At 45.0% G+C, this 16,660-nt stretch carries 15 protein-coding genes and 1 pseudogene; 8 read left to right on the top strand and 8 right to left on the bottom strand.

Annotation, left to right across the window (positions count from 1 at the left end; all coding sequences use genetic code 11):
- Window positions 1–2: 2 nt before the first annotated feature.
- From aguB to VTH8203_RS09920, 5 genes are all read right to left on the bottom strand, one after another.
- Window positions 3–869 (bottom strand): N-carbamoylputrescine amidase, encoded by an 867-nt coding sequence (gene aguB / locus VTH8203_RS09900; RefSeq protein ID WP_096993528.1) that lies wholly within the window; start codon window positions 867–869, stop codon window positions 3–5.
- A gap of 78 nt (window positions 870–947) precedes the next feature.
- Window positions 948–2,225, bottom strand: coding sequence for an NAD(P)/FAD-dependent oxidoreductase (locus VTH8203_RS09905; RefSeq protein WP_096993529.1), 1,278 nt, complete (start codon window positions 2,223–2,225; stop codon window positions 948–950).
- 31 nt (window positions 2,226–2,256) lie between these two features.
- Entirely contained in the window at window positions 2,257–3,741 is a 1,485-nt protein-coding gene (locus VTH8203_RS09910; RefSeq protein ID WP_096993530.1) for an aldehyde dehydrogenase, read from the bottom strand.
- A 26-nt stretch (window positions 3,742–3,767) separates the two neighbouring features.
- Window positions 3,768–4,325, bottom strand: a complete 558-nt coding sequence (puuR, locus tag VTH8203_RS09915) for an HTH-type transcriptional regulator PuuR (RefSeq protein WP_096993531.1) — start codon at window positions 4,323–4,325, stop codon at window positions 3,768–3,770.
- Window positions 4,326–4,341: 16 nt separating this feature from the next.
- Window positions 4,342–5,088, bottom strand: a complete 747-nt coding sequence (locus VTH8203_RS09920) for a gamma-glutamyl-gamma-aminobutyrate hydrolase family protein (RefSeq protein WP_096993532.1) — start codon at window positions 5,086–5,088, stop codon at window positions 4,342–4,344.
- Window positions 5,089–5,436: 348 nt separating this feature from the next.
- On the opposite strand from VTH8203_RS09920, the gene VTH8203_RS09925 reads away from it, so the two are divergent.
- The 3 genes and pseudogenes from VTH8203_RS09925 to katG all read left to right on the top strand — a co-directional run bounded on the left by VTH8203_RS09925 (window position 5,437) and on the right by katG (window position 10,770).
- Window positions 5,437–6,783: a glutamine synthetase family protein gene (locus VTH8203_RS09925; RefSeq protein ID WP_167385809.1), complete on the top strand. Its 1,347-nt coding sequence runs from the start codon at window positions 5,437–5,439 to the stop codon at window positions 6,781–6,783.
- Between the two features lie 17 nt (window positions 6,784–6,800).
- Window positions 6,801–8,194 (top strand): annotated as a pseudogene (locus VTH8203_RS09930) (Na+/H+ antiporter NhaC family protein).
- Window positions 8,195–8,565: 371 nt separating this feature from the next.
- Entirely contained in the window at window positions 8,566–10,770 is a 2,205-nt protein-coding gene (gene katG, locus VTH8203_RS09935; protein WP_208617734.1) for a catalase/peroxidase HPI, read from the top strand.
- Window positions 10,771–10,846: 76 nt separating this feature from the next.
- Here the strand turns inward: katG and VTH8203_RS09940 are convergent, their stop codons facing one another.
- Window positions 10,847–12,034, bottom strand: coding sequence for an MFS transporter (locus VTH8203_RS09940; RefSeq protein ID WP_096993535.1), 1,188 nt, complete (start codon window positions 12,032–12,034; stop codon window positions 10,847–10,849).
- Between the two features lie 83 nt (window positions 12,035–12,117).
- Between VTH8203_RS09940 and VTH8203_RS09945 the strand changes: the two genes are divergently transcribed.
- Both VTH8203_RS09945 and VTH8203_RS09950 read left to right on the top strand, forming a co-directional pair.
- The gene (locus VTH8203_RS09945; protein ID WP_158296110.1) at window positions 12,118–13,107 is read left to right on the top strand and encodes an endonuclease/exonuclease/phosphatase family protein; all 990 of its coding nucleotides are present in this window, start codon (window positions 12,118–12,120) and stop codon (window positions 13,105–13,107) included.
- 87 nt (window positions 13,108–13,194) lie between these two features.
- The gene (locus tag VTH8203_RS09950; RefSeq protein ID WP_096993537.1) at window positions 13,195–13,692 is read left to right on the top strand and encodes a GNAT family N-acetyltransferase; all 498 of its coding nucleotides are present in this window, start codon (window positions 13,195–13,197) and stop codon (window positions 13,690–13,692) included.
- A gap of 58 nt (window positions 13,693–13,750) precedes the next feature.
- On the opposite strand, the gene pcp is transcribed toward VTH8203_RS09950, so the two are convergent.
- Window positions 13,751–14,389, bottom strand: coding sequence for a pyroglutamyl-peptidase I (pcp, locus tag VTH8203_RS09955; RefSeq protein ID WP_096993538.1), 639 nt, complete (start codon window positions 14,387–14,389; stop codon window positions 13,751–13,753).
- Window positions 14,390–14,472: 83 nt separating this feature from the next.
- On the opposite strand from pcp, the gene VTH8203_RS09960 reads away from it, so the two are divergent.
- The gene (locus tag VTH8203_RS09960; RefSeq protein WP_006070382.1) at window positions 14,473–14,718 is read left to right on the top strand and encodes a hypothetical protein; all 246 of its coding nucleotides are present in this window, start codon (window positions 14,473–14,475) and stop codon (window positions 14,716–14,718) included.
- Window positions 14,719–14,766: 48 nt separating this feature from the next.
- Here the strand turns inward: VTH8203_RS09960 and VTH8203_RS09965 are convergent, their stop codons facing one another.
- Window positions 14,767–15,660 carry a TonB-dependent receptor domain-containing protein gene (locus tag VTH8203_RS09965; protein WP_096993539.1) on the bottom strand — a complete coding sequence of 298 codons (894 nt, stop codon included), beginning with the start codon at window positions 15,658–15,660 and terminating at the stop codon, window positions 14,767–14,769.
- Between VTH8203_RS09965 and VTH8203_RS09970 the strand changes: the two genes are divergently transcribed.
- Complete coding sequence (locus tag VTH8203_RS09970) at window positions 15,655–16,137, top strand: carbonic anhydrase family protein (RefSeq protein ID WP_244181185.1); 483 nt, start codon at window positions 15,655–15,657, stop codon at window positions 16,135–16,137. The genes VTH8203_RS09965 and VTH8203_RS09970 overlap by 6 nt on opposite strands.
- A gap of 399 nt (window positions 16,138–16,536) precedes the next feature.
- On the top strand, window positions 16,537–16,660 hold a 124-nt coding region (tnpA, locus tag VTH8203_RS25015; protein ID WP_442478231.1), incomplete at its 3' end, for an IS66 family insertion sequence element accessory protein TnpA.

The following is a 16,660-nucleotide window of genomic DNA, read 5'->3' on the forward strand; positions in this document are numbered from 1 at the left end:
CGTTACTTAGCTAAGCTCATCACGTCTTGATAAAGATCTGGGCGACGATCTCGGAACAGCCCCCAAGCATGACGCGCTTGCGCTGTAGCTTGTAGATCAATGTCTGCATAGATGATGGTTTCACCCTCTCTTGGTGCTTCTGCTAACTTTGCGCCAGTATGATCGGTAATAAATGATGAGCCATAGAAGGTGGTTTCGATGCCATCATCCACCTCTACCCCAACGCGGTTGGACGCGATAACAGGGACAAGATTGGCCGCAGAGTGGCCTTGCATCGTGCGTTGCCAATGGTCACGTGAATCCAAAGATAAATCTTGCGGCTCAGAACCAATAGCGGTTGGATATAAGATAGCTTCAGCGCCGTTGAGCACTAGACAACGTGCCAGTTCAGGGAACCATTGATCCCAACAAATCCCCGCACCGAAAGTGCCGAACTGAGTCTTCCATACTTTAAATCCTGTATCACCAGGGCTGAAATAGTATTTCTCACTATAGCCAGGACCATCTGGAATATGGGATTTGCGGTAGTTTTCTAGTACCGTACCGTCGGAGTCTATCATCACTAAAGAGTTGAAAAAGGTGTTTCCCGCTTTCTCAAAATAGCTCACTGGAATAACGACATTCAGTTCTTTAGCAAGCACACTAAGCTCTTTGATCAGACGAGAGTTCTCCGTTTCTTCAGCAAGTTCAAAATACTTGGCTTCTTGCTTCTTACAAAAGTAAGGCGCTGCCATGAGTTCCTGAGGGAGTATCACATTCGCACCATTTGCCGCAGCTTCGCGAATCGCACCTTTGATTTTTTCTAGATTCGCGTCTAAATCCCAAGTCTTGGTCAACTGCATCGCAGCAAATTTAACTACTCTACTCATCGGATCTTCCTTTATCTATTCTTTGTTTGAGGCTGACTGAGTGCCTGTCATTGCAGGCACTTCTCGTTGTGTTCTGAATTAGATTGCAAGTTTATCGCGCAGGTTATAGTAAGCCGCGCCCATCGCTGTCATTGGGATAGCAAAGTGACGACCGCCAGGGAACGCTATGTGGGTCAAATCGGCAAAAGCATCAAATCGCTCTGCGTGTCCGGTTAGTGCTTCGGCCAATAATTTTCCAGCTAGGTGAGTACAAGTAACACCGTGACCACTGTAGCCCTGTAGATAATAAATGTTGTCCGCGAACGCACCGAATTGCGGCATGCGGGAATACGTCAGTAAGAAGTTACCCGTCCACTTATAATCAATGCCGATACCTTTGAGTTGTGGGAAGATCTTCTCCATCTTAGGACGAATGATGCCTTCGATGTTTTCTGGGTCGCGAGCACCGTAAACGACACCACCACCGAATAGTAAGCGCTTGTCTGCGCTAAGACGAAAGTAATCCAACAGATAGTTGCAGTCTTCAACACAGTAATCTGATGGTAAGATCTCTTTAAGCTGAGCCTCTGAAAGCGGCTCTGTTGCCACGACTTGAGTACCGCAAGGTATTGCTTTGTTACTGATGTTTGGAGCAAGCCCGCCAAGATAGGCATTCCCAGCTAAAACGATGTATTTCGCTTTCACGCTGCCTTTTTCTGTATAAGCGACAGGATTGACGCCTTTTTCCAACCGTGTCACACCGGATTGTTCGAAGATTTGTCCCCCGAGCGCCGTCACAGCCGCCGCTTCACCTAATGCCAGCTTGAGCGGATGAATATGACCGCCACGCATATCCAGCAAAGCGCCTTTATAAGCGCTTGTACCGACACCGGCTTCCACTTCACTTGCATCCATCATATGAAGCTGATCGTTGCCATAACGTTCCCAGTGCTTTTTGTGCTGTTCTAGACCTTGTAATTGCTTATGATTCAGAGCAGTAAACATCCCGCCCTGCTTGAAATCACAATCAATGTTATGTTTGTCGATAAGGCCGCGAATGATGTCTCCACCTTCAAAAATCATGTTACACAGTGCTTTGGCTTGCTTGTCACCATAGCGACTTTCAATCACATCTACGTCACGGCTATAACTGTTAACAATTTGACCGCCATTACGACCTGTCGCACCAAAGCCAACCTTAGCGTTCTCCAACACCACAACCTTAAAGCCTTTTTCTGCCAAATGAAGCGCTGAAGACAGACCCGAGAACCCCGCGCCAACGACACACACATCACACTCGATATTGTCTTGTAGTTGTGGGTACTCACTTACATTTTGAATTGAGTGAGCATAATATGAATCAGTATGTTTGTTCATGGTTATATTCCTTTCGATTACTGCTTCAGGCTTAAGGTTGGAGACGAATCCATGTCGTCTTGGTTTCAGTGAATTTCTCGATGGCATGAATCGACTTGTCACGTCCATTACCACTCATTTTGAATCCACCAAATGGGACGGTCATATCGCCCTCGTTGTAGTTATTCACCCACACAGAGCCTGCTTGTAACTGTTTAGCCACTCGGTGTACGCGATTAATATTGTCACTCCATAGTGCTGCGCCTAAGCCATACTTGGAGTCATTGGCAATTTCGATGGCTTCTTGCTCTGTTTTAAATGGAATGACGCATAACACAGGTCCAAAAATCTCTTCTTGAGCCACGCGCATGCTATTGTCGACATTGTCGAGAATCACGGGAGCAATAAAAGCACCGTCACCGACTACGTCACCGCCACAGCGCAGCGTTGCCCCTGCCTCTTGACCAAGTTTGACGTAATCCAGCACTTTTTCTTTGTGCTCACGATCGATAAGCGCCCCCATAGAAGACGTAGGGTCCATTGGATCTTTAGGCATGAACGATTGAGCAGCACTGATTACTTTATCGATAAATACATCTTTGATGCTTTCGTGAACCAAAAGGCGTGTTGCTGCTACGCATACTTCACCCTGGTTATAGAAACAGCCTGCCGCCGTTTCAGCAGCCGCTCGCTCCAGATCGGCATAATCTTCAAATACGATATTGGCGTTCTTGCCCCCCGCTTCGGCCCAAACACGTTTTAGGTTCGTTTCACCCGAGGCAATCATAAGATGACCAGCGACTCGGGTAGATCCAGTAAAGGTAATACAATCAACATCATCGTGGCGTGCCAGCGCTTCGCCCGCTTCATAACCATAACCAGTAATAACTTGAAAGACACCTGCTGGAATACCAGCTTGATTTGCCAGCTTTCCTAGAAAGATTGCCGTCAGCGACGACTTTTCAGATGGTTTTAGAATAACGCTGTTACCTGCCGCTAACGCTGGACCTAATTTCCAACAACCAATCCATAGCGGGAAGTTCCATGGCACGACAGCAGCAACAACTCCGATCGCTTGATGAGAGATAAAGGCATGAACATCCTTTTCTGTTGGTGCCACTTCACCATACACTTTGTCGATAGCCTCGGCATACCAACGAATAGACTTTGCAGCACCGGGAATATCCGTTGACACGCTATGTGCGATCGGCTTACCAGTATCGAGCGTTTCCAGTAGCGCTAACTCTTCGATATTGTCATCTATGAGTGCGGCAAATTTTAACAATACGTCTTTACGTGCTGCTGGAGCAATTTGGCTCCATTCTCCTTGTTTAAATGCTTGTCTGGCGTAATCTACAGCACAATCAACATCGGCAGCTTGGCAGCGCGCAATGTTGGCAATGATTTCATCGGTAGCTGGGTTGACAACCTCTAGCGTTTTGCCATCTACTGCTGCGGTGTACTCACCGTTTAGAAATGCTCTTTGCTCAATATTTAGAGCATTTCGTTGTTCAATCCATTGTTGCTGCGTTTTCATACGCTCTCCTTGCTTACCTCAAGGCGCTAGAATGCTTTGGGCGTGTGTGCACTTATCATTCTGCAAGCCTTATCGGAGTGATTAGTAAATTTATGCGGGATAGTCGTATCAATAACGTAGGACTCCCCCGCCTTTATTAGGTAGGTTTCTCCGTTATACTCAAGTTCAACTTCACCACTTAATACCGTGCCGACTTCTTCACCTTCGTGTTTGATATTAGAGGAGCCCGTTGTACTGTTAGGAGCATACTCTTCAATCAGAAAGCCGATTTCTTGCTTATTGCTGCCATTGTTAACCAACTTCATTGAGACATTTTCACTGCCTATTTCAATGAGATCTTCTGGTTTAATCACGACCTTTATTTCTTTATTCTCTTGTTGCTCAAACGTAAAAAACTCAGAAAGAGACAACGAAAAAACGTTCACTATTTTTTGCAAAGAACTCACCGAAGGACTTACTTTGCCATTCTCGATTGAGGAAATAGCGCTGTGGGTAATGCCTGCTCTTTCTGCCAACTCTCGCTGTGAAAGTCCGCGCTCTTTTCTTAGTTGAGCGATATTTTTACCAATCTGGTGGTTATCCATGCATTCAGCCTCTAAGTTACTTTGAAGCTGACATAATAAATTCTTTAAATAAAATTTGTGAGAAATGATTGTGTGTCGCTTGCCATTCTGGGTGCCACTGCACGCCAACAAAATATTTTTGACCAGGCAAACTAAACGCTTCTACCAGACCATCAGGCGCTCTAGCTTCTACTTTCAGTGTTGCCGCCAACTTTTCAACCCCCTGATTATGAAGAGTATTTACTTCAAATCTCTCTATTTGATTCCACTTCGCTTTGACTAACCATTGTTGGAATACGCCGTCATTTTCAACATGGACAAAATGAGCTGGCGCGTATTTCTCATTGAAATCTTTTGATTCGCTTTCACGATGATCATCGAATCCCGCTTCATGTACTGCTGGGTTTAAGCTGCCGCCTAGCGCCACGTTCATCTCTTGGAACCCACGACAAACACCAAGACATGGGATGTTCATATCTATTGCACGACGTATCAGCTGAATCGCTAACTCGTCCCGCGCCTCGTCTTTCTTTAGTTCCTCATGGGTAGCGTTGTAACGATAAGGCGCAACATTAGAATGACTTCCCGGGAATAACAGCCCGTCACATACCGCCAATATTTTCTCTAATTCGCTTTCTTCTATTACCGATGGAAGAATAATGGGTATGCCACCGAAATCTTTCACAGCTTGAAGGTAAAACTCATTCAATGCCTGTATCTGATATCCAGCGAGCTCTTTCTGGCAGCTTATGAGTCCTATTATTGGCTTTCTTATCTCAGACATTGTCACACTCACGTTCGATTTATTTAACAAATAACCGTACAATCCATGTACAAAATTATCAACACTAGTGTTCTAAATAGGTTCCATTTCGTGACTTCGACCTCTATTTTGTTCAAAAAAAAAGCTAATTTCGCTCGATACATTGAGCAAAAGACGATCAGCTGTTACAAATTAGTTAACACTTAACACGATTGGAATAATAATCGTGATGCACAAATATCAATAAAAACAACAATATAAGTTTATAAAGCAGCCAAGAGCCTCATTTAGAAAATGGGCTTTGTGTTCATTTTGTTAAACACTTAGCGAATTATTGTTCGAAACATGAGGCCACTAGGAGTAGTAAAGATGGATACCTATTTACAGGAAGTTAAAAATTTTAGACAAAGTTGGCCAGAAATTAAGTACGTTGACCTTATATTCACTGATGTAAACGCCACGCCTCGTGGTAAGCGAATCCCTGTAGATTCGTTGGAGAAGTTAGTAAAAGGGGTCGCTCTTCCTCTTTCTACTATTACTCTCGATACTAAGGGGGCTGTGGTCGAATCTGCCGGCCTGGGCGAAGATTTGGGCGAGCCCGACAATCTTTGTTTCCCTGTCGCAGGCACACTTCTGCCAACTGCCAAAGACGGCACCGGACAGCTTCTATTAAATATGATGGAAGATGACGGTAAAACGCCTCACCGTCTTTTTATTCGTAACATCATCGACCGTATGTTGAATACATTGCATTCGAAAGGCATGTTTCCCGTTGTCGCTCTTGAACTTGAGTTCTATCTGATCGACAAAGAGCGCGGCGAAAATGGCGAACTGCAAACGGCCATCAATCCAACAAAGAATAGACGTGAAACAGACACTGAAGTCTACGATGTTGACGGACTGGATGATTATGCTGATTTCTTAGCAGAGCTAAACCTAGCGGCGACTGAACAAGGTTTACATACCGCAGGGGCGCTGTCTGAATCTGCACCAGGCCAGTTTGAAATCAACTTCGATCACTCTCAAGACGTACTGCGTGTGTGCGATGAAATCATTTTTTCTAAGCGTCTTATTAAGCAAATCGCCCACAAACACGGCTTTGATGCCACTTTCATGGCCAAACCTTTCCTTGAAGAAGCAGGCAACGGGCAACACATGCACATCAGCCTTATTGATGATCAGGGTGATAACCTGTTTACCAACAAAGAAGACGACACTGCAAGTCCACTGTTCTACCGAACGATGGCCGCCATGTTGTCACAGATTTCGGATGCGATGGCGCTGTTATGCCCTAATGTAAACTCTTACCGCCGCTTTGTGCCTGGTGCCTACGTACCAACGAAAGCAGACTGGGGTGAGAACCATCGAGGCGTCGCCCTTCGTGTTCCAATTAGCGATGGTAAAAACCGTCGTATTGAACACCGCATCGCAGGTGCGGATGTCAATCCATACATTCTCGCTGCAGTAGTACTTTCAGCCGTATTAGCGAGTGATAACTATACCCAAGACCAATGCCCACCAGCTCTTAGCGACAACGCCGTAGACTTGCCAACACGCATGTCTGATGCACTGACTCAGCTTGAAGCCAGTGAATTAGGAGCGTTTTTCTCGCAAGACTTTATTGACATGTATCTCGCTTGTAAACGAAGTGAACTGGCCGAATTCGAACGCATAATTACGCCGTTAGAAATTGATTGGATGCTTCACTCTGCATAACAAAAGGAATGAGTTGTATGGCTACGCAGACAAAGGCGCTGGAGGCGCCGCTCAAAATAAGCAGTAAGCACCTGGCGGTTAGCCCTGTTACCGACATCGTTAGTACTGGTATTTGCACTAACCACACACCGCACTGTTGAAGTTCTATTTAGTGGCACCATTGCTGGCGTGTTACTACTCGATCCCACTCAAGCCGTTGAGCAAATCGTTGGCATTTCAATGGATGTGATGATGAATGAAACCATTGCATGGATCATTCTCGTCTGCGGTCTAATGGGCGGGCTGATTGCTGTTTTGGAAAAAGGCGGCAGTATTCTTAGCTTCAGCGATATGCTGGTCAATAAGGTCAAAAGTCGAAATCAGTCGCTACTGATGACTTTCCTCTTAGGCATTCTTATTTTTATCGATGATTACTTAAATGCGATTGCCATTTCGTCTTCTATGAAAAAAATCACGGATGGCTACCAAGTCTCTCGAGAAAAGCTAGCCTATCTGGTGGACTCAACCGCTGCGCCTATCTGTATTCTTGTTCCAATTTCAACATGGGCGATTTTCTTTAGTTCACTTCTCGAGGCCAACGATGTCGCAGAGCCTGGACAAGGCATTGCCGCTTATATCCAAGCGATTCCTTATATGGCTTACGGGTGGGTAACATTGGCGATTGTTTTCCTTGTTGCCATCGGTAAAATGCCAGATCTCGGTGCAATGAAAAAGGCCGAAGAGCGTGCTAGAAATGATCAAGTCAAACCAGATGGTGCGACAGACATCGACTTTGGTGCTGATATCAAAGCGCACTCCAATCCGACTATGGGGCTGATTAATTTCCTACTGCCAATGGTGGTACCGGTTGGCGCCTCTTGGTATTTTGGTATCGACTTGTTAGCGGGTGTTTTTGTCGCGATTGTCTTTACCATCTGCTTCTACGGCATCCAAAAACTGGTCACGATGAATGAGCTGTTTGACGCAGTATACGATGGCATTAAAGTGATGCTACTGCCATTAGCAACGGTTATTGGCGGCTTTATGCTCAAGAGTGTTAATGACTCATTAGGCCTCACACAATTTGTTATCGAAACGGTAAGCCCTTACCATCGGCACAATACTTCCCCGCTTTGATCTTCTTAGTGACTGGCGGTCTGGTGTTTGCTTCCGCTTCTTCTTGGGGCACGTTCGCTGTTGCTATGCCGATCATTCTGCCTTTGGCAGAGCAAATTGGCGTACCACTGCATCTAACTACGCAGCAATGCTGTCCGCATCGGCAGCAGGAAGCCACTCCTGCTTCTTTAGTGACTCTACCGTCCTCTCCGCTCAAGGTTCTGGCTGCACATCAATGCAACATGCCATTACCCAGTTCCCTTACGCATTGATTGGTATTGTCGCCACCACATTATTCTTTATTGTCGTTGCCTAGCAGCGAATTAAGAAAACCAAAGGGATACCTACTCAGCGGGCATCCCTTTTTTTGCTGTTTTATTACCCAGTTTTATAATCTTTGCGCAACAATACCATTCCCTTTTTCCTACAAATCATTTCTTTCCGATCACAAGCCATTTGCACGGAATAACACCACATTCAGTAAGTTATTGTAAAACTCCTCCTTGCCTATTCGTTTCTTTGATTTAAATCAATTTCGTCGAAATGATTTTGCTGTTTTATTGAAATATAAACACCCATACCGTGACCAAATTAACAAAGTGTACGGCTATATATTGGATGTGGGTAATGTCAGTTATTTTCCTTCTTTGCATCAGCAAAAGGGATATTTTAGAAATGGAGAAGAACATGAAACACCATAGTGGCGAAGGAAAAGGGCAATGCCCAGTGATGCACGGCAGTCATACTCGAGTCGGTGGAAAAGGTACGCAAAACCGACAATGGTGGCCAAATCAACTCAATCTTAGAATTCTTCATCAGAATGATCAAAAAGGTAACCCTTACGATCCGTCCTTTGACTATAAAAAAGCATTTCTTACTCTTGACCTGAAAGAAGTTAAGCAAGCGATCGAAGCCGTTCTTACTGACTCAAAAGATTGGTGGCCTGCCGACTATGGTCATTATGGTCCATTTATGATTCGTATGGCCTGGCACTCAGCAGGTACATATCGCACAGCAGATGGTCGAGGCGGTGCCAACTCAGGTAACCAACGTTTTGCTCCATTAAACAGTTGGCCTGACAACGGCAACCTAGATAAAGCTCGCCGTCTACTATGGCCTGTAAAACAAAAATACGGTAAAGCGCTTTCTTGGGCTGATTTGTTTATTCTTGCCGGGAACGTTTCTATTGAATCTATGGGTCTTAAAACCTTCGGTTTTGCTGGTGGTCGTGAAGATATTTGGGAACCAGAAGAAGACGTTTATTGGGGTATGGAAAGTGACTGGCTCGGTGATGAACGTTACTCTGGCGACCGTCAATTAGAAAACCCACTAGCTGCGGTACAAATGGGCCTTATTTATGTCAACCCAGAGGGTCCAAACGGTGAGCCATCGGTTCTCGCATCTGGCCGTGATATTCGTGATACCTTCGCTCGTATGGGTATGGATGATGAAGAAACCGTCGCGCTTGTAGCCGGTGGTCACACCTTTGGTAAATCACACGGTGCAGGCGACCCTGAACTAATGGGACCAGAGCCAGAAGCGGCTCCAATGGAAGAGATGGGCTTTGGTTGGCGCAACAGCTTTGGTAGTGGCCTGGGTGATGACACCACAACCAGTGGTATCGAAGGCGCTTGGACTCCAAACCCAATCCAATGGGACAACGGTTATTTTGATATGTTGTTTGGCTACGATTGGGACCTTGTTAAGAGTCCAGCGGGGGCTTGGCAATGGGTACCTGTTGGCGTTCCAGAAGATCACATGGCACCAAAAGCGCATGATGCATCACAAAAAGTGACCACTATCATGACCACAGCTGACATGGCGATGCGTATGGATCCTATCTATGGTGAGATTTCTAAACGCTTCCACGAAAACCCAGATCAATTTGCTGATGCCTTTGCTCGTGCTTGGTTTAAATTGACTCACCGAGACATGGGACCAAAAGCTCGTTATCTTGGTGAAGAAGTCCCTAGTGAAGATCTAATCTGGCAAGATCCGTTACCAGCGGCCGCTGGTGAACCGATCGATGAAGCAGACATCAAAGCGTTGAAGCAGAAGATTCTTGCTTCGGGTCTAACCGTCTCTGAACTGGTTTACACAGCATGGTCTTCTGCCTCTACCTTTAGGGGGTCAGATTTCCGTGGTGGTGCTAATGGTGCACGTATTCGCTTAGCGCCTCAACGTCACTGGGAAGTCAACCAACCAGCACAACTTGAGCGTGTACTTGCTACGCTTGAGGCCATTCAAGAAGAGTTCAATCAATCTCATGGTAATAAAGTCGTTTCTATCGCTGACCTGATTGTACTAGGTGGTAACGCAGCTATCGAGAAAGCAGCGCTAGAGGCTGGCAACACTATTGAGGTTCCGTTTGCAGCAGGTCGTGTCGACGCACTGGCTTCTCAAACTGATGAAGAATCTTTTGCGGTGCTTGAGCCTATTGTTGACGGTTTCCGCAACTACGCTCAAAAAGCATATACCGTGTCTGAAGAAGACTTACTGTTGGATAAAGCGCAACTACTGACATTAACAGCGCCAGAAATGACGGTTCTTGTGGGTGGTTTACGCGTCCTAGGCGCACACTTTGGTGACAGCGAGCATGGTGTTCTTACCGAGCGTAAAGGCACGCTAACCAATGACTTCTTCGTCAACCTTACCGATATGGACGTAGTATGGCACCCAAGCAACGAAGAAGCTACGGAGTTTGTTGGTCTAGAGCGAGCCACAGGTAACGCTAAATGGAAAGCGACGCGTGCCGACTTGGTCTTCGGCTCTAACTCTCAACTTCGTGCACTTGCAGAAGTTTATGCGTGTGATGACGCCAAAGAAACCTTTATTGGTGACTTTGTATCAGCATGGGTGAAAGTAATGAACGCCGATCGTTTTGATATCTAAACACCATTAGCATGTAATCAAAAGCCACTTGAATATCAAGTGGCTTTCTTCATTATAAACTCGTCAACCGCTTCACTTAATTCCAGTTGAGCACTCTGACTTCATTTCCTTCTTCTGGTTTTCTAGGAATGTTAAGCGACAACAACAGTGAAATCGCAGCCATACCCGCGCCAATATAAAATACGCTGGACGGTGAAATTAGCCAAATAAACCCAAAAGTTACTGGTATAACAACCGCGGCAATATGATTAATCGTAAAGGACACCCCTGCCGTTGAAGCCATGTCTGCTGGATCTGCGATTTTTTGGAAGTACGTCTTAATGGCTAAAGCAAGAGCAAAGAAAAGGTGATCAATAACGTAAAGCGCAGCTGCCCACTCCGCAGTTTGAACCAGCCCATAACCAACAAAAACAAAGATCAATCCCACATATTCAAACATCAGAGCCTTGCGCTCACCAACGACACCAATAAATCGACCAATTTTTTTGGCGAATAAGAAGTTGAACAAGTAGTTAATTAAAAACAGTAGCGTGATGTCAGAAACGCTGTAGCCAAACTTTTCTACCATTAAAAAGCCAGCGAATACTGTAAAAATCTGTCTTCTTGCGCCACTCATAAATGTGAGCGCGTAATAGAGCCAGTAACGCTTGCGCAGCACCAGTTTCTTGGTTTGTGGCGTGGAGGCCTTAAATTGAGGAAAAGCGAACGCAATAAACAGCACCAACACAAAACCTATGCCGCCACTGATTCCGTATACCCATATATAGTCGAGCTTGAACACCTCAACCAAAACCCAAAGCGCACCATAGGTTAATAGCGATGCTAGCGCCCCAACAGAAATCAATTTACCCAGCACTTCAGGGGCTTCTTCTTTATTGAGCCATTGTAGTGATAGGGACTGTTTTAGTGTTTCAAAATAGTGAAACCCTGTTGACATAATTAAGGTCGTGACAAGGAGCCCCGCTACCGATGGAAAAAAACCGGTAATCGCCGTACCAAATGTCAGCAGTAGTAAAGAGACAATCATGAACTTCTGCTCACGAATAAACAGCAAAACAAACACCGTCGTAAATGCGAGAAAGCCTGGTATTTCTCTCACACTTTGCAGTAGACCAATGTCAGAACCATCGAAGTTAGCTTTCTCGATGACAAAGTTGTTGAGCAGTGCCATCCAGCTCGAAAAAGCAATCGGCACTATAATTGAGATAATAATGAGAAAGTTTTTCGGTGTTCGCCATCCATTTACGGTTTGCGTTGAAGACATTTTCAGTTCCTAGGGGGCTGTTTTTTTAGTTTTGAGAAATGTATGCTCACGATCAGACATGAGTTTTAGTGGAGTCTAATACGTTGGCACTGATAAATAAATTAAAAGTCACCACATGTAACTTGTGCAACTTCGTCGAGCCACCCTTTGCTTATTATGAGATGGAAAGCATCTACACCGTAAAACAGTGGCAACAGAAGACTGAGTGGTTAAAACGCACTCTGACCACGCTCGATTCCGACATAATCGCATTTCAGGAAGTGTTTTCTGTCGAGACTTTGCAAACATTACTCAAGGATCTTGGCTACCCCTACTTCAGTTACAACCTGCAACCGAACATCGAGGCCGGGTATATTTACTCTCGCCCAGCATTAGCATTTGCGTCGCGTTACCCTATCATTCAACACCCTAACCTCACCGCCCTGACACCGTTTGAAGGGGAGTTTAGTCGACCTGTGCTGCACATCACTGTCAGCGTTGACGGGATGGGTGAACTTGATCTGTACAATGTCCATCTTAAGTCAAAGAGGCCAACTTTGCCCGATGAGGCGTTAGAGAACACGGATAATGTTGAAGCGTGGCTGATTGAAACCCAGGGGCAGGTGCTATCATCATTACTGCGGGTGCAAGAAGCAGCGGCTTTACATCAAGCGATAGCGCGGCACAAATTACAGTTTCAGCGGCCATTTATCCTGTTGGGCGACTTTAATAACAATATTGACAGTCACGAGTTCTCGCCATTTAGAAGTCAGTTCCGCCCTCGAAAAAGAGACAGCATTACCGATGTTAAGCCCTATCATTTTCACGACAGTTGGGCACTGATACCAAAAGGACAGCCTACTCGCCCAGTAGATAAGATAACGTCGCCTATCACCCATTATTATGGTGAGTCAGGCAGTCGGCTCGATCATATTCTTGTCTCTAGCGAATTCAATCCCAACTATGTTTTATCTATGTTTGAGGTCACTGATTATCAGCTGACCAACCAACATATTATTGACCCAATATTTGGTATCGATGACATCAGCACGGATCACGCTTTGGTTTCCATCACCTTTGAGACACGAGATTAATCTGAATCAATACCATAAACCACTTGCTAAAGATAAAAAATTCAATTAGTTATAAAGGTTACTTACATCACAAGCGAGGAGGCTGGCATGAACGTTATTATTCGACCAACAGAACTACGAGACGCAGAGGGTCTGAGTCAGCTCTATTCGCAACCAAAAGCACAACGAGAAACCCTACAACTGCCCTTACCTTCTGTCGCGATGTGGCAACAAAGGCTAAGTAATATGCCTGCGGGAATTTACAGTTATGTGGCTGAGTTAGACGGAAAAATCGTCGGTAATATCGGACTAGAACACTCTCAGCGACCAAGAACTGCTCATTGTGCGACGTTTGGGATTGGCGTCCATGACGAATACCACGGTTTAGGTATTGGCAGTCGACTTGTAGAGACAGTATTAGACCTCACCGACAATTGGCTCAATGTTCAGAGAGTACAGATTGAGGTAAACGCCGATAATAGAGCCGCCATTGCGCTGTACTCTAAATTCGGTTTTGAAATTGAAGGTGAAGCTCTGTGCTCAGTGTTTCGAGATGGCGAATTTATCTCGACCTATTATATGGCTCGGCTAAAAGATCAACTCTAGTGTCGTGGCAACCAAGAACGTTCGCTTGACCACGTTCTTGGTTTTTCTCACTCAGTCCTCAGCAAATCTTTCCCGCTCCTATTTTCATATCTCCGTCGCACGTAATCGCTACTTGAGCTGCTATTTTTAGTCCTTCAACAATGTTCTCTAATGACATCGTCGGTTGTGTACCGGACACATCCTGTTCAGGTAATAAAGGGATATGGATGAATCCGTGTTTAATGTGACTGTTTCGCAGATAATGTTGCACACCATAAAACAGATGATTACAGACAAATGTCCCTGCAGAGTTGGAGACTTGACACGGAAAACCGCGCTCTTGCACGCGCTGTGTTATCGCCTTGATAGGCAGAGTACTGAAATACGCATCGGGTCCATCGCTAACAATAGGCACATCAATCGGCTGGTTGCCTTTATTGTCTGCAATGCGAAAATCATCAATATTGATAGCCACTCTCTCTGGGGTTATCGCTGAACGCCCAGCAGCTAAGCCCACGGTAAGCACTACATCAGGTTTGTGTGCTTCAATCGCACTAATAACGGTATCGATAGATTCATAGCGTGTCACTGGCACTTTACAAACCCGTATTTCGGCTCCTTCTAATTGCTGGCTCTCCAATAATTTGATCGCTTCTAGACCCGGATTGAGTGGGTTATCCCCAAAGACATCAAAACCTGCTATCAACACTTTTTTCATTTACTATCCAGCCTATTATTGGTTTCTTGGTTTAACTTAGGTAGAGTACGCCACCAATCATTATCTGCAAGAAATAGAGTCTAATGAATATTGAAAATGATGTAATTGAAACCCTTGAGCAGCTAGAGAACTTTCTGATTCAAGTGGAAAGTGGCGCATTGGGATTAAAAGATGTCGCGGGTATCGCGTTAGCAACCTCCAACTCTGATGGTCGACCATTTGTTGCGGTATTAAGTGATAAGCACGAGTTGCTGCTCGGTCGTTGGGTTTCTCAAGATGTCTATGAAAACGGCAAAGACTTAGTGAGAACAGGCCCAAAGCGCAACTAGTGATCACCGAAAAGGTCTCGCTGTTCGCCAGACCTTTTCGACTATCTTCTAATACTTAACTTGATAATTTAGGCTCACTGTTCTGCCGCGACCTTTGTAGTTATAGCGCTCTCCGCCACCGTATAGGGCTTGCGCTTTTTGTCCCCAAACTGTGGTGTAGTCTTCATTCAACAGATTATTGACGGCAAATGTGACACTACCTACCGGTAGATCAACAGTCGTCATGAAATCGATCGTTGTGTAACCATGTAACTTGCCGTTGTAGTCATCTTCTCTATCCAGCATGGTTTGGCTTTGCAATCGAGCGGTGTATCGATCGTGCGAGTAGCCTAGCCATGAGCCAACTTTGGATGCACTGGAATAACCAATCCCAACCTTTTTCCACTGACCTGTCGTTTTATCACGGTCTTCGGTCTCTACCAGATGACCATTTGCGCCTAGACTCCAATTATCATTCAGGTAGTATGCAATCGCACCTTCAATACCGTAGGTACGCTTGTCTTTATCTTCTATAACAAGACCTAAGTTCCTATTACTTTTGATAGATTTATCTGAAATCGCATAGTAAGCCGCCGTTTGAAAACTGATTGAGCCTCGATCAATGCGATAGCCTAATTCATAGCTGTCTGTTTTGACCCCGCTTAACCGAGCAGAGTTGATGTCTGTGGAACCAGTTAAGATCATATGCCCCGGATTATTACTATCTTCTATATAGCTGCCTTTACCATAACGCTTAGCGGCGTCAGGCAGGTCGAAGCCTTGAGAGAAATTAGCCCAAACTTGGCTGTCATCGGTCAGTTTGTATAAGGTTCCCGCGTGAAACAAACCAATGTTGTAACCAGCACTTCCTCCTTTCACTGCTTCGGCTGACTTTGTATTCGGATCTAAAGCGATGTTGACCTGTTGATTGGCGTCGACAAAATCATCGACTTTATTGTGCATGTATTGATAACGATAGCCGCCTTCAATACATTAACACTAGACGACCAAACGTTCGCGTTAAAGCAGTTCCATTTTCATACACCATCTGAAAATACCATTAACGGTAAACACGCTCCTCTCGAAGCCTATTTTGTCCACGCTAATGCTCACGGCGACCTCGCAGTAGTCGTCGTTATGTACAACGTAGGTAAACAGGAGGACTCCGCATTATCTAGCCTTTTGAGCACACTGCCTGCAAACGGAAAAACGCTAAAAGTGGAGTCGGACATGGAACTTGAAACACTGCTTCCCAAAGTTCATCACTATTACCGTTACAACGGCTCTCTTACCACTCCTCCATGTAGTGAAGGTGTCCGTTGGATTGTCTTAACCGATCCGCAGTTTGTTGAACAAAAACCACTGGTTTCCTTATCGACTACAATGGGCAACAATGCACGTCCAATACAAGATCATAACGCCCGTCTTATTCTAAAGTAATGCCATTCCCTATCATAAGGATGCCAAGTTCCTTCTTATTTTTATTAACAATATCATTACATTAATGGCAATTTTCTTTGAGCTACATTCCAGAAATACCAATCGTAATCTTCCGAAAATAAACTATTTGAACTGCTTCAAAGTTTACCGTACGCATAGCGTGTAACTTAACTGCTAAACAAAATATAGAATATGTTGCAATGATGAGATTTTGAATAACACGATATTCGGAAGCATTCCTAACTAGGATTAGTAGGTTAGCCTTGAATAACGGTGGGCAAAACAAGGGGGATGCAGTATGCAACAGTGTGAAATTAACGTAAGCGCGTCATAAACCCCGCATTCTAATCACCTAGCACGAATAATAAGATCAAATCTCCAACCATGAGGAGATTTGAAATGGGAAAACGACACACTAATCAAGAATGGCAAATGCTCATCGAGCAATCTGAATCGAGTTCATTGTCAACGCGTGCATTTTGTAAGCTCAATGAACTCAATCCCTCAACGTTTTATGCCAAGC

The sequence above is a fragment of the Vibrio thalassae genome, from assembly GCF_900089835.1.
Classification (GTDB): Bacteria; Pseudomonadota; Gammaproteobacteria; order Enterobacterales; family Vibrionaceae; genus Vibrio; species Vibrio thalassae.